This window comes from Meiothermus ruber DSM 1279 (genome assembly GCF_000024425.1).
GTDB lineage: Bacteria > Deinococcota > Deinococci > Deinococcales > Thermaceae > Meiothermus > Meiothermus ruber.
Genome location: NC_013946.1, coordinates 1 through 12,025, shown reverse-complemented (window position 1 = coordinate 12,025; position 12,025 = coordinate 1). Strand labels below are relative to the sequence as shown.

Genomic DNA, 12,025 nt, shown 5'->3' with positions numbered 1-12,025 from the left:
ACCATCGTTTCAATCCCCTTACGGGGCTTTTTGTTTGCAACCCCAAAAGGTCGCCAAAGTACACAGGCTTCACCTGCAATTCGTTTCAATCCCCTTACGGGGCTTTTTGTTTGCAACTAGTGCAAATCGAAATCAACAAGTTGGGCGTGATGGATGCGTTTCAATCCCCTTACGGGGCTTTTTGTTTGCAACAGCATACCCCGTTAAACACCGTGCTGTACAGGGGTGCTGGAGGGGGTATTTATGAGAAACTGGAGTTATCCACAGCCCCCCTGTGGATAACTGGGGTAAAAAGTGCGTTTTTTGCGATGAGGGCTTACTTTCCCGCACTTTTAGATTTTTTGTGGCGTGGGTTTGCCTTATTCATCGCAAAACCTGGCTTTCAAAGTGCGCTGTCGAATTGCTCGACGAAAGTATTATAGCATTTTGCGCAAAACATAATGGGTTATTTGGTGAAAGGGTTTCCGTGCTGTGCTGGACTGGCTTCGGGTTGGGTTTTGTGTGAGGTGGGGTGCGATCGCGCAGGCATTTTTGGCGGGTTGGGCGGGGTTTACGCTCTTTGTAACGGGTGTCGGGCGGGGGCGGGTGGGGGTAGTATTTGGGCATGGTTGCCGATATTTCTCCGGCCCAGGTGCGGGCGGCCATTCAGCAGTACCTGCTGGACGCGCTGCCCAAGCCCGAGGCGGCTACCCGCCTCGAGCTGGCCCAGTTTGCCCGGATGCTGCGCGACTACCCCGAGCGCGGCGGCAAGATGCTGCGGGGTACGCTGCTGGTGTACACCGGGCTGGCCTACGGGGCTTCGCTGGAGGGGGTGCTGCCGGTTGCGGCGGCGCTCGAGCTTTTCCAGAACTGGGCCCTGATTCACGACGACATCGAGGACGCCTCCGACGAACGGCGCGGCAAACCGGCTTTGCACAAGCTGTACGGGGTGCCGCTGGCCCTCAACGCGGGCGACGCGCTGCACGCCCGGCAGTGGGCCCTGCTGGTGGAGGCGGGGGCTTCCCGGGCGGTGTTGCTCGAGTTTGTGCGCATGGTGGAACAAACCGCCCAGGGCCAGCACCTGGAGATGAGCTGGATGGAGGGGCAGCGCTTCGACCTAGGCGAGCCGGACTACCTGGAGATGGTGGGCCAGAAGGCCGCCTACTACACCGCGGTGGCCCCGCTGCGGCTGGGGGCACTGGCCGCCGGGGCAGAGCCGCCCGCTATCTTCAGCGAGGCCGGGCTGAAGCTCGGCATCGGGTTTCAGATTGTGGACGACGTGCTCAACCTGATGGGCGACCCCGCCAAGTACGGCAAGGAAATTGCCGGCGACCTGTGGGAGGGCAAGCGCACCCTTATTTTGCTGCGCTTTTTGCAGCAGGCCAGCCCCGAGGAGCGCCGCCGGGCCGAGGCCCTTTTGCGCATTCCCAGGGAGCAAAAGCCCGCCCCGGAGGTGCAGTGGCTGCACCAGCGGCTGTTGCAGTCGGGGGCGGTGGCCCAGGCCCAGCAGGTGGCCGAGCGGCTGCTGGCCGAGGGGCTGGAGGCGCTCGAGCCGGTGCTGCGCGGGGCCCCACGGGGCGCGTATGGGGCGCTGGTGCTGGAAATCCTGCAAAGCCTGGTGCGGCGGGAGGCCTGAGCCCGCCCATGGTAATCCAGTCCAGGTTTACTAGTGCTATAAAAAGTAAACTGCCAGCATGGAACCCAAACCCTTTGAAATTGGCCTCTACACCTTCGTAGAAAACACCCCCGACCCCTACACCGGTCAGCTTCAAGACCCCGCCCAGCGCATGCGGGACTTGCTCGAGCAGGCCCATCTGGCCGATCAGGTGGGGCTGGACGTGTTTGCAGTGGGCGAGCACCACCGCGAGGAGTACCTGGCCTCGGCCCCGGCGGTTGTTCTGGCCGCCATTGCCGCGCGCACCCGGCGCATCCGGCTCACCAGCGCCGTCACCGTGCTCAGCTCCGACGACCCGGTGCGGGTCTTCCAGCAGTTCGCCACCCTGGACCTGCTCTCAGGGGGCCGGGCCGAGATTATGGCCGGGCGGGGTTCTTTTATCGAGTCGTTTCCGCTGTTTGGCTACGACCTGGACGATTACAGCGCGCTGTTTGAAGAGAAGCTCGAGCTTTTGCTAAAAATCCGCGCGCAGGAGCGCGTCACCTGGAGCGGCCGGTTCCGCCCCGCCCTGCACGACCAGCCGGTTTACCCCCGTCCGGTGCAGAACCCCCTGCCGGTCTGGGTGGCGGTGGGCGGCACGCCCCAGTCGGTGGTACGGGCCGCCACGCTGGGTTTGCCCATGGCCCTGGCCATTATCGGCGGGATGCCCGAGCGCTTTGCCCCCCTCTTCGACCTCTACCGCCAGACCGCCCGGCGGCTGGGCCACGCCCCCCAGCCCCTTTCCATCAACTCGCACGGCTTTATCGCCGACGACCCCCGGGAGGCCCTCGAGCTGGCCTACACCAGCAGCAGCTACATCATGAACCGCATCGGACAGGAGCGCGGCTGGCCCCCCCAGAGCCGCGCCCAGTACGAGGCCTCCACCGGCCTGCGCGGGGCCAACTTTGTGGGCCACCCCGAGCAGATAATCGAGAAAATCCTGTTCCAGCACAAAATTTTTGGTCACCAGCGCTTCCTGCTCCAGCTCACCGTGGGCACCCTCCCGCACCGCAAGGTTCTGCGGGCCATCGAGCTGCTCGGCACCGAGGTAGCGCCGGTGGTGCGCAAGGAGATCGCCTCCAAAAGCAACCCCAGCGTTGCCACGACCTGAACGCTTCAGCGCCGCACCACCAGGGCCACCCCCAGTGCGGTCAGGCCCATCCCTAGCAGGGCCAGTACCCCGAGCCGCTCGCCGAACAGAACGTAGGCTTCCAGCGCGGTGGCCGGGGGCACCAGGTAAAACAGGCTGGCCACGCGGCTGGCCGAGTTGTTCCGGATCAGGTACATCAGGAGCAGAATGGCCCCCACCGAGAGCACCAGCACCAGCCAGGCCATGGCCAGGATGAACTGCGGCGTCCACCGGATCTGCATGGTCTCGCGAAAGAGCAGGGACAGGACAAATAACCCCGCTGCCGCCGCCAGGTACTGCACCACCGTCCCGCCAATCAGGGGCATCTGCGCAGCAAAGCGCTTCTGGTACAGCGTGCCCAGGGTGGTGGAGAGCAGGGCCAGGACGATGGCCACAAACGCCGAGGGCTCGATGTGCAGGATTCGGGCGCTCAGGGCCTTCTCCCCCACCACCAGCCCCACCCCGCCAAAGCCCAGCAGCAACCCGGCCCACTGCACCGCGCTCACCCGCTCACGCAGCAACGGCTGGGCCAGGAGGGCGGTCAGGATGGGCTGCAAACCCACAATCAGGGCCGCCAGCCCGGCCGGCATCCCCCTCGAGATGGCAAAAAACACCCCGCCCAGATAGCCCGCGTGCAGCAGCAGCCCCGAGACCCCGATGTGCAGGTTCAGGGCCCAGCCCCTGGGCCAGGCCGAGCGCAGCACCCCGGCCAGCGCCGAAAGCAACCCCGCCACAATCAGCATCCGCACCCACAAAAAGGTGAAGGGCTCGGCGTAGGGCAGCCCAAACTTGGCCCCCACGAAGCCGGTGCTCCACAGCAGCACAAAGATAATCGGGGCCCAAAACGCAAGCCTCATAACCCCACCGAGCGCAGCAGCCACAGGGCCAGCAGCCCCACCCCAATGGTGAGCAGCGCGTTCTTGAAGCGCCAGGCCACCAAGGCAGCGACCAGCCCGGCCCACAACTCGGGGTGTGCCAGCCCGGCCCACCGGCCGTTGTGCGTAAGCAAGGCCGGGAAAACCAGCCCCGCCAGGGTCGCAGCAGGCACGTAGCGCAGGCCTTGCCGCACCAGCGGGGGCAGCCTGAAGCGCTCGAGGAGGGCCATGGGGTAGTAGCGCACCGCGAAGGCGATCAGGGCGAGCCCCAGGATGTTGAGCCAGATATCGAGCGAGGTCATGTCCTATTCAGGTAAAAGCAGCCGTGCTCTGAAGCCGTTAGGGTTTTTGCTTCGTCAGGGCCCTTCTTTGATCTCTTTCGGGGCATCTTCCCACGCCCGGCCCCTCTTGCGGTTCTCCAGCCACACCCCCGCCGCGATGCCCGCGAGCGCGCCAATAAACAGGCCCAAGCGGTAGGGCAGGCTGACCAGGGCGGTGGCCACCAGACCGCCCACCAGGGCGGCAGCCAGGCTGGGGCGGTCGCGCAGGGCAGGGATCAGGAGCACCATAAAACCCAGGGGGATGGCGAACTCGAGGCCCCAGCGCTCGGGAACCCGCGCCCCCAGCAACGCGCCGAGGTAGGTGCTGCTCACCCAGGTGATGTACTGCGGCACCCCCCCGCCCAGAAAGTACCACGGCGTGCACCGGGGGCCCAGCCGTTGATAGCGCTCCATGGTGAGGGCGAAGTTCTGATCCACCAACAGGAAGGCCGCCAGGGGTTTGAGCCAGCCCCGGAAGGGCTCCAGGTGCCGGGCGATGGCCGAGGAGTACATCACGTAGCGCAGGTTCACCACCAACCCGGCCAGCAACACCAGGGGGATTGCCGCCCCCGAGTGCATGAGCTGCAGCGCCACCAGCTGCGAGGCCCCCGCAAACACCAGGGCCGACATAAGGGTGATCTCGAGGGTGCTCAGCCCCGCCCGGAGCCCGGCGATGCCGGTGACCAGCCCAAAGGGAATCACTCCGATGGTCATCGGCAGTATCTCCACAAAACCCCGCCAGAAGGCGGCTTTCGGGCTGTTGAGGGAAGGGTTCACAGCCACGCCTCCATCTGCGCTGGGGTCAGGTTGGAGCCGCACAGCACCGCAGCAACCCGCCGGCCTTTGAGATGGTCGTACTGGAAGGGCACGGCCAGGCCTGCCGCGCCGGCATGGGTGTGCAGGAAAACCGGATCGATGCGGCGGCTGGCCTCGAGGAGGCGTTCGATTTGCAGGTGGTGTGACATGGCTGGTGCTCCCAACTCAAGGCCCTCCGACCCCTAAAGCTGTTGTATCACGCTTTACAGCCAGGCGTAAGTCCAGCGCCCTGCCGCTAGGGCGTCGGCAGCCCCCTCACCTCGCGGTTTCCAGCCTGACCCCTACGGTGGTGCGCGGTTTGAATCCGGGCAGACTGGGGTTCAAAAAGCGCCCTGCCTCGTTGTCATTCAGCAAAAAGCGTCTGAAAAAAGCGGTGGCAAAGTGCTTGACCAGGTCGTGGGCGCGCTCCATGTCCCACACCGGCTCAAAGCAGCGCCAGTAGTCCTCTTCCCTACCCCGCACCTCGGGGGGGCACTCCACAAAGGGGTTGTGCTGGGCGGCGGCCAGGCTCAGGAGGTACTTATCCTGCGAACCCGCCTGGCGGAAGTACTCCAGCGCGTCGCGCCGGTAGGTGGCCACATCGTCGTCCTCGCCCGCCGCCACAAACAAAGGAACCCTGAGGTTCGCCAGCGAGCGGGCCCCTATCCAGGGCTGGCCGTAGGGGGCCATGGCGAACACCGCTTTGATGCGGGCATCGGGCTTGACAGCGTTCAGGCCGCGCTGGGCCTCGAGCTGGGTAAAGAAGGGCAGGGCAAAACAGGGCCCCTCGTTGTTGCTGGCCCGGCAGTATTCGCTCAGGGCCGCGCCGTCCAGCCCCGCACCGGCCGCATTGATTACGCTGTAGCCGCCGTAGCTATAGCCCAGCAGCCCCACGTTGCCAGCGTCTGCGTTCGGAATCTGCTGGGCCACCGCGCCGATGGCAAACAGAATATCCAGCGGCCTGTCCACAATGCTGCTGATGTAGTTTGGCTGGGTCAGGGTCTGGTAGGTCGAGCCGGGGTGATCGAGCGCGGCCACCACAAAGCCCTGGCTGGCCAGGTGCTCGTTTAGATAAGCAAACTGAAAGCGGGTACCGGGCTGGCCGTGCGAGGCCACAATCAGTGGAAACTTACCACTGGCAGGCGCGGCGTCCCGGTTGGCGCGCCCGGCAATCTGAACCGGGGTCTGCCCAATCACGCTCGGGTAGACCGTGTTTTGTTGGATTCCGCTGGCAGGGTACCAGACCTCAACCGTAATACTTCGGTTTTGGCGGCCTGGGTCGGTGAGTTGCAGGGTTCTGACCCCCACCACCGCACTGCCTCGAGCTGCCAGGGGTGGGGCATCCGGGCGTTTCACGTTCACTCCTTGGGCCATCGCGATGCCGCTCAAAAGCAGCACCATTGCCAGGCGCTTCAGCATCCCTTGCACAGATTCCTTCCGGCTTCAGCTAACCCGCTCCACCCGGATCATGTTGGTGGTACCCCGCACCCCAAAGGGCACCCCGGCGGCAATCACCACATACTCGCCCACCTCGGCCAGGCCGGTTTCCTTGGCCTTGGCCACCGCAATCTGCACCATATCGTCGGTGTCTTTGGGGTCGGGGGCCAGCAGGGGCAGCACGTCCGAGACCAGGGCCAGTTGGTTGCGCACGTGGGGGTTGGGGGTCAGGGCCAGAATCGGCACCGGGGGCCGGGTGCGGGCCACCCGGCGGGCCGCCCCGCCGCTGGAGGTGAACACCACCACGGCCTTGGCCCCGGTGGACTCCACCACATCGTCCACAGCTCGAGCGATGGCGTCCTGCACGGTGCGGGTGGCCGGCGGGCGCAGGGCGTTGAGGCGGTCTTTGTACTCCTGGGTGGCCTCGATGGTCTTGGCCACCCGGGTCATGAACGAGACCGCCTCGACCGGGTACTGGCCCGCAGCGGTCTCGGCCGAAAGCATCACCGCATCGGTGCCGTCGAAGATGGCGTTGGCCACATCCGAGGCCTCGGCGCGGGTGGGGCTGGGGTTTTTGATCATGGACTCCAGCATCTGGGTGGCGGTAATTACGGCCTTGCCAGCCTGCACCGACTTGAGGATGATGCGCTTCTGCACCGCCGGCACCTCCTCCAGCGGCATCTCCACCCCCAGGTCGCCGCGGGCCACCATGATGCCGTCGGCCTCCTCGAGGATCTCGTCGAAGCGGGCCACCGCGCTGGGCTTCTCGATCTTAGCCATCAGCCGGGCGCGGGAGTTGTGGCGGGTCAGGTAGTGGCGGGCCAGCAGCAGGTCGTCGCGGCTGCGCACAAAGCTAATGGCCACCCAGTCCACCTCGAGCTCGGCGCCCAGGGCGATATCGTCGATGTCTTTATCGGTCAGGGCTGGGATCGAAAGGTCGGCCCCGGGGATGTTGATGCCCTTGTTGTTGGAAAGCCGCCCCCCTACCAGCACGGTGGTGTGGATGTCGTTGATGCGAACCTCGTCCACCCGCAGTCGGATGTTCCCATCATCCAGAAGCAGAATCTGTCCTGGGGTCACATCGTTGGGCAGACCCCGGTAGGTGGTCGAGACCCGGGTTTCATCCCCCTCGACGGGCTCGGCGGTGATGATGAATTTTTGCCCTGGCTGAAGCTCCACCGCCCCCTCGCGGAAGCGCCCGCAGCGAATCTTGGGGCCTTGCAGGTCTTGCAGGATGGCCACGGTGCGGCCGAGGGCGCTCGAGGCCTCCCGGATCATCTGCACCGAGGCCCGGTGGTCCTCGGGCACGCCATGCGAAAAGTTGAGGCGAAAAACATCGACGCCGGCCTCGATCAGGGCCCGTATCACTTCGGGCGAACGCGAGGCGGGCCCCAGGGTGGCCACAATTTTGGTTCGTTTCAAGAGTCCCATAATCTCGGTCTCAGGCCTTATTTTTTGAAGGCCCCAAAGCCCAGGAATCGCGCCCCCGTGCCCAGCTCCTCTTCGATGCGCAAAAGCTGGTTGTACTTGGCCAGGCGATCCGAGCGGCTGGCCGAGCCGGTCTTGATCTGGCCGGCATTAACCGCCACGGCGATGTCGGCAATGGTGTTATCCTCGGTCTCACCCGAGCGGTGCGAGAGGATGGTGGTGTAGCCGGAGCGGTGGGCCAGCCGGATGGCCTCCAGGGTTTCGGAGAGGGTGCCGATCTGGTTGACCTTGACCAGAATGGAGTTTCCCACCCCCAGCTCGATGCCGCGCTTCAGGATGGCTGGGTTGGTTACAAAAAGGTCGTCGCCCACGAGCTGGATGCGCCGGCCCAGCCGCTCGGTCAGGAGTTTCCAGGTCTCCCAGTCATCCTCGGCCAGCCCGTCCTCGATGGAGACGATGGGGTACTGGTTCACCCAGTTTTCCCAGTAGGCCACCATCTCCGGGCCGGAGAGCGACTTGCCGTCGGCCTCGAGCACGTAGCGGCCCTCCTGGTAAAACTCCGAGCTGGCCGGGTCGAGGGCGATGGCGATCTCCTGGCCAGGCTTGTAGCCGGCCTTCTCGATGGCCGTAAGCAGCACCTCCACCGCCTCCTCATTGGACTTGAGATCGGGGGCGAACCCCCCCTCGTCCCCCACATTGGTATTGTAGCCTTTGGCTTTCAAGACCGATTTCAGGGCGTGGAAAGTCTCGACCCCGGCCCGCAGGGCCTCCGAGAAGGTGGGCAGCCCACCGGGCACCAGCATGAACTCCTGGAAGTCCACGTTGTTATCGGCGTGCTTGCCCCCGTTGATCACGTTCATCAAGGGCACCGGCAGGGTCACCCCCTGCACCCCCCCCAGGTAGCGGTAGAGCGGCAAGCCCAGCCCGCTGGCCGCCGCATGGGCCGTGGCCAGCGAGACCGCCAGAATGGCATTGGCCCCCAGGTTGCCTTTGTTGGGGGTGCCGTCGAGCTCGAGCATGGTTTTATCCACGGCCTCCTGATTAAGCGCGTCCAGCCCGATCACCTCGTCGGCGATGCGCTCGTTGATGGCCGCCACCGCCCGCAGCACCCCCTTGCCCCCGAAGCGGGGCCCGCCATCCCGTAGCTCCACCGCTTCATGGGCCCCGGTAGAGGCACCCGAAGGCACCATGGCCCGCCCACGGGCCCCCGACTCGAGCACCACCTCGGCCTCGACGGTGGGGTTGCCGCGCGAGTCGAGTACTTCCCGTCCTTTGATCTCAACGATTGTGGTCATTGGTATGTGCCTCCTTGCTGGAAACGCTTCTACTGCCTAACAAGCCGCCTACAAGTTTACACCCAAGCCTGAGGGCCCTCACATGACAAAGACCTGCAAACCTGGCGATCCCACCAACACACGGCTCAAAAATTCGGGATGACCTGCCCTTGCTTCGCACAGGGATTCAGACCCGTAGCGGCACCACCACCGCTAAGTAGCCACTATCCTCCACCGCCTGCACCAAGCTGGGGCTGGTAGGGCCGGATAGTTTGATCCGCACCGCCCCCTCGATGGGGGCCAGGGCATCAATCAAGAACTGCGCGTTGTAAGCCACCATTAGCTGGGGTTCACCCGAGGCCTCTATGCCGAGCTCTTCCCTGCCCCGGCCATAATCGCCCTCGGCATCGATATCAAGCTTGTTGTGATTAAACAGAAGATTGACGCGGTGGTTGTTGCGATCCGACAGCACCGCTACCCGCTTTAGGCTCTCGCGCAAGGCCTCGGCCTGCAAGGTGGCCTCCAGTACAAAGCTCTGCGGAATGACCCGCCCATAGTCGGGGAATTCGCCCTCCATCAGCTTCACCGACATCCGCACCGCCTCACCCACCAGCGTCAGGGTGCCCTCGGCCACCGCCAGGGCCACCTCGCCCTGGGCATCCTTGAAAACCCGCACGATCTCGTCGGCACTCCGAGCCGGAATAACCAGCTTGCGGGTTTGAAGCTGCATGGGCAGGTCGTAACAGGCCAGACGGTAGCCGTCGGAGGCCACTGCCCGCAAACTGGTGGGAGACATCTCGATCTGCACCCCACGGAAGATGGCCCGGAACTCCTCGGTGCTGGCCGCGTAGCGCACACGGGTGATGGCCTGGGCCAGGCGAGAAGCCGCGATTTTTTCAGGGCCTGGCGGGCCAAACGATAGCTCGGGGTAACCGTCCGGGCCGGTGGTGGCAAGCTGGGTGTTGAAGGCCCCCGAGTGCAGTTCTAGGCGCTCCTTGCCCCCAAAGATCAACTCCACCAGTTCACCTGGGGCGCTGCGCACAATCTGCACAAAGGTCTGGGCCGGTACCAGCACCTGACCCGTGCCCTGTACCTCGGCGGGTAGCTTAACTTCGATATCCACCTCGCCGTTGGTTCCGCGCAAAATTAGGCCCTGATCGGAAAGTTCCATGGGTAAATAGGTCAGAATAGGGTTGGAGCTGCGGCTGGGGATGATCCGCTCTAGAATGGATAGTCCTTCGGCAAGGGTACGTTTGGGGATGCGAACTTCCACGCTGGCCTCCGTGCTGGGCGATCTGGTCGGGGCGCTGGGTGTGAAGTACGGCCCCGGTCAGCCTAGTTATTCTAACAGCCAACCCTGTTCGCCGAAATTGGGTTGGTGCTTCCTGCGGGGCCTTCTTGAGTGGGTATGGGTTTGTGAAAACTGGTCGACGCTGAAATTTAAGAATCCTACTTCTCTTAAAAATTTTTAAAATCAGTAGTAGTAGTAGTAGGGGCTGTGGATATGTGGATAAGGGCTTCTAAACCCGCATGGGTATCGAATTTGGCCTGTGGATAAAAGGTGTGGAAAATTGTGCATAACCTGTGGACAAGCTGTGGAAAAACAGGGCACTTATCCACAGGCTCGGCGTAGACGCACTTATCCACAGGTCTATCCACAGGGTTATCCACAAGTTATCCACAGAGTTATCCACAGGGCTAATTAATTTATCCACAGTTCCAGGCCTGGTGATTATGTTATTTAATTACCCAGCCGATACGAGAAGCAGTTGGCTAACCTAACGCAAGCGCTCACGAATGCTTTTGAGGGTTTGTTGGAGGTTAGGCTCGGTATCCAGGCTCTCCTGAATCTTTTGGATGGCGTACAGCACTGTGGTATGGTCGCGCCCATCGAAGAACTGCCCAATTTCCGGTAGCGAGGCATGGGTCATTTCGCGGATCAGGTACATGGCAATTTGACGAGGAATCACGACCTCTTTACGTCGGCCTGCACCGCGTATCTCCTCCGGCCTGAGGTTGTAATGCTCGGCCACAGCTTTGAGGATTTCTTCTGGAGCCAGGCCACTCTCAGTGGCTGCAAACACATCGGACAGAGCCTTGATGGCTACTGCTTTGCTGAGCTGTACGCCGTTGAGTGAGGCGTAGGCGATCACCCGCATCAGGGCGCCCTCGAGCTCGCGGATGTTGGAGGTAATTTGCCTGGCGATGTACTCCAGTACCTCCTCAGGAACGCGCATATTGCGATACTCGGAGTTCATCTTGAGGATGGCTACCCGGGTCTCGAGGTCGGGGGGCTGGATATCGGTAATCAATCCCCACTCGAAGCGGCTGCGCAGGCGGGCCTCGAGGGTCAGGATATCTTTAGGGGGCCGGTCTGACGACAGAATAATCTGCTTCCGGGCCTCATAAAGAGCGTTGAAGGTATGGAAAAACTCCTCCTGGGTGCGCTCCTTGCCGGCGATAAACTGAATATCGTCTACCAGCAGCAGATCCACCGAGCGGTAGCGGTCGCGGAACTCGCTCATGCGGTCCTCGCGGATGGCATTGATAAGCTCGTTGGTAAAGGTCTCGGTGGAGACATACTCGATTTTTTTATCAGGGAAACGCTGGGCTACCGAGTGCCCCACCGCGTGCATCAGGTGGGTTTTGCCGAGGCCTACGCCACCATAGATGAATAGCGGATTGTACGCGTTACCGGGAGACTCGGCGACCGCGACTGCCGCCGCGTGGGCAAGGTTGTTGTTCTGCCCCACCACAAAATTCTCGAAGATGTACTTGGGATTGAGCCGGGCGCGCGCCTCTTGGGGTTTGTTGGGGGTGGATGCAGAAAAAATATCCTCCTGAACAGGCTTTCCTGGAATTACCTTGAGCTCGAAGCGAGGTGCCTGGGCCCCCAGACGGGCCAGTGCTTCGGTGAGCAGCTCGGCATAGTGGTCCTCAATCCAGCCTTTGAAGAAGCTGGTGGGTACCCCTAGCTCGAGTGAGCCGTTGACCACCCCCAGCGGCTGAATCTTCTCGAACCAGGTGTGGTACTCCACCTCGGTGATACTTTGGCGCACGTACTCGAGCACATTCTGCCAGACAGTGTTTTGGGTCAAGGCCGCTCCTCCCCTATACAAGTTTGTACATTTTAC

Annotated in this window: 11 protein-coding genes and 1 CRISPR repeat array (1 of these 12 cut by a window edge); of the genes, 2 read left to right on the top strand and 9 right to left on the bottom strand. The window is 63.0% G+C overall.

Annotated elements, in window-relative coordinates; genetic code table 11:
- Positions 1-192: direct repeats of the CRISPR family, unit length 35 nt; unit sequence GTTTCAATCCCCTTACGGGGCTTTTTGTTTGCAAC; it reaches 281 nt to the left of the window's first position.
- Positions 193-604: 412 nt separating this feature from the next.
- Together MRUB_RS00055 and MRUB_RS00050 are read left to right on the top strand one after the other, a co-directional pair.
- On the top strand, positions 605-1,615 hold the full coding sequence (locus tag MRUB_RS00055) for a polyprenyl synthetase family protein (RefSeq protein ID WP_013012312.1): 1,011 nt from the start codon (positions 605-607) through the stop codon (positions 1,613-1,615).
- 58 nt (positions 1,616-1,673) lie between these two features.
- Complete coding sequence (locus MRUB_RS00050; RefSeq protein WP_013012311.1) at positions 1,674-2,744, top strand: LLM class flavin-dependent oxidoreductase; 1,071 nt, start codon at positions 1,674-1,676, stop codon at positions 2,742-2,744.
- A 5-nt stretch (positions 2,745-2,749) separates the two neighbouring features.
- On the opposite strand, the gene MRUB_RS00045 is transcribed toward MRUB_RS00050, so the two are convergent.
- From MRUB_RS00045 to dnaA, 9 genes are all read right to left on the bottom strand, one after another.
- Positions 2,750-3,619: a DMT family transporter gene (locus MRUB_RS00045; protein ID WP_013012310.1), complete on the bottom strand. Its 870-nt coding sequence runs from the start codon at positions 3,617-3,619 to the stop codon at positions 2,750-2,752.
- Positions 3,616-3,939 carry an AzlD domain-containing protein gene (locus tag MRUB_RS00040; RefSeq protein WP_013012309.1) on the bottom strand — a complete coding sequence of 108 codons (324 nt, stop codon included), beginning with the start codon at positions 3,937-3,939 and terminating at the stop codon, positions 3,616-3,618. The genes MRUB_RS00045 and MRUB_RS00040 overlap by 4 nt, the downstream gene beginning before the upstream one ends.
- A 54-nt stretch (positions 3,940-3,993) precedes the next feature.
- Complete coding sequence (locus tag MRUB_RS00035; RefSeq protein ID WP_013012308.1) at positions 3,994-4,734, bottom strand: AzlC family ABC transporter permease; 741 nt, start codon at positions 4,732-4,734, stop codon at positions 3,994-3,996.
- Positions 4,731-4,922, bottom strand: coding sequence for a hypothetical protein (locus MRUB_RS00030; RefSeq protein ID WP_013012307.1), 192 nt, complete (start codon positions 4,920-4,922; stop codon positions 4,731-4,733). Before MRUB_RS00030 ends, MRUB_RS00035 begins: the two co-directional genes overlap by 4 nt.
- A gap of 106 nt (positions 4,923-5,028) precedes the next feature.
- Complete coding sequence (locus tag MRUB_RS00025) at positions 5,029-6,171, bottom strand: alpha/beta hydrolase family protein (RefSeq protein WP_013012306.1); 1,143 nt, start codon at positions 6,169-6,171, stop codon at positions 5,029-5,031.
- Between the two features lie 24 nt (positions 6,172-6,195).
- On the bottom strand, positions 6,196-7,620 hold the full coding sequence (pyk, locus tag MRUB_RS00020; protein WP_013012305.1) for a pyruvate kinase: 1,425 nt from the start codon (positions 7,618-7,620) through the stop codon (positions 6,196-6,198).
- Between the two features lie 17 nt (positions 7,621-7,637).
- Positions 7,638-8,912: a phosphopyruvate hydratase gene (gene eno / locus MRUB_RS00015; RefSeq protein ID WP_013012304.1), complete on the bottom strand. Its 1,275-nt coding sequence runs from the start codon at positions 8,910-8,912 to the stop codon at positions 7,638-7,640.
- 166 nt (positions 8,913-9,078) lie between these two features.
- Positions 9,079-10,164, bottom strand: coding sequence for a DNA polymerase III subunit beta (gene dnaN, locus MRUB_RS00010; protein ID WP_013012303.1), 1,086 nt, complete (start codon positions 10,162-10,164; stop codon positions 9,079-9,081).
- 505 nt (positions 10,165-10,669) lie between these two features.
- Positions 10,670-11,989: a chromosomal replication initiator protein DnaA gene (dnaA, locus tag MRUB_RS00005; protein ID WP_013012302.1), complete on the bottom strand. Its 1,320-nt coding sequence runs from the start codon at positions 11,987-11,989 to the stop codon at positions 10,670-10,672.
- Positions 11,990-12,025 lie beyond the last annotated feature (36 nt).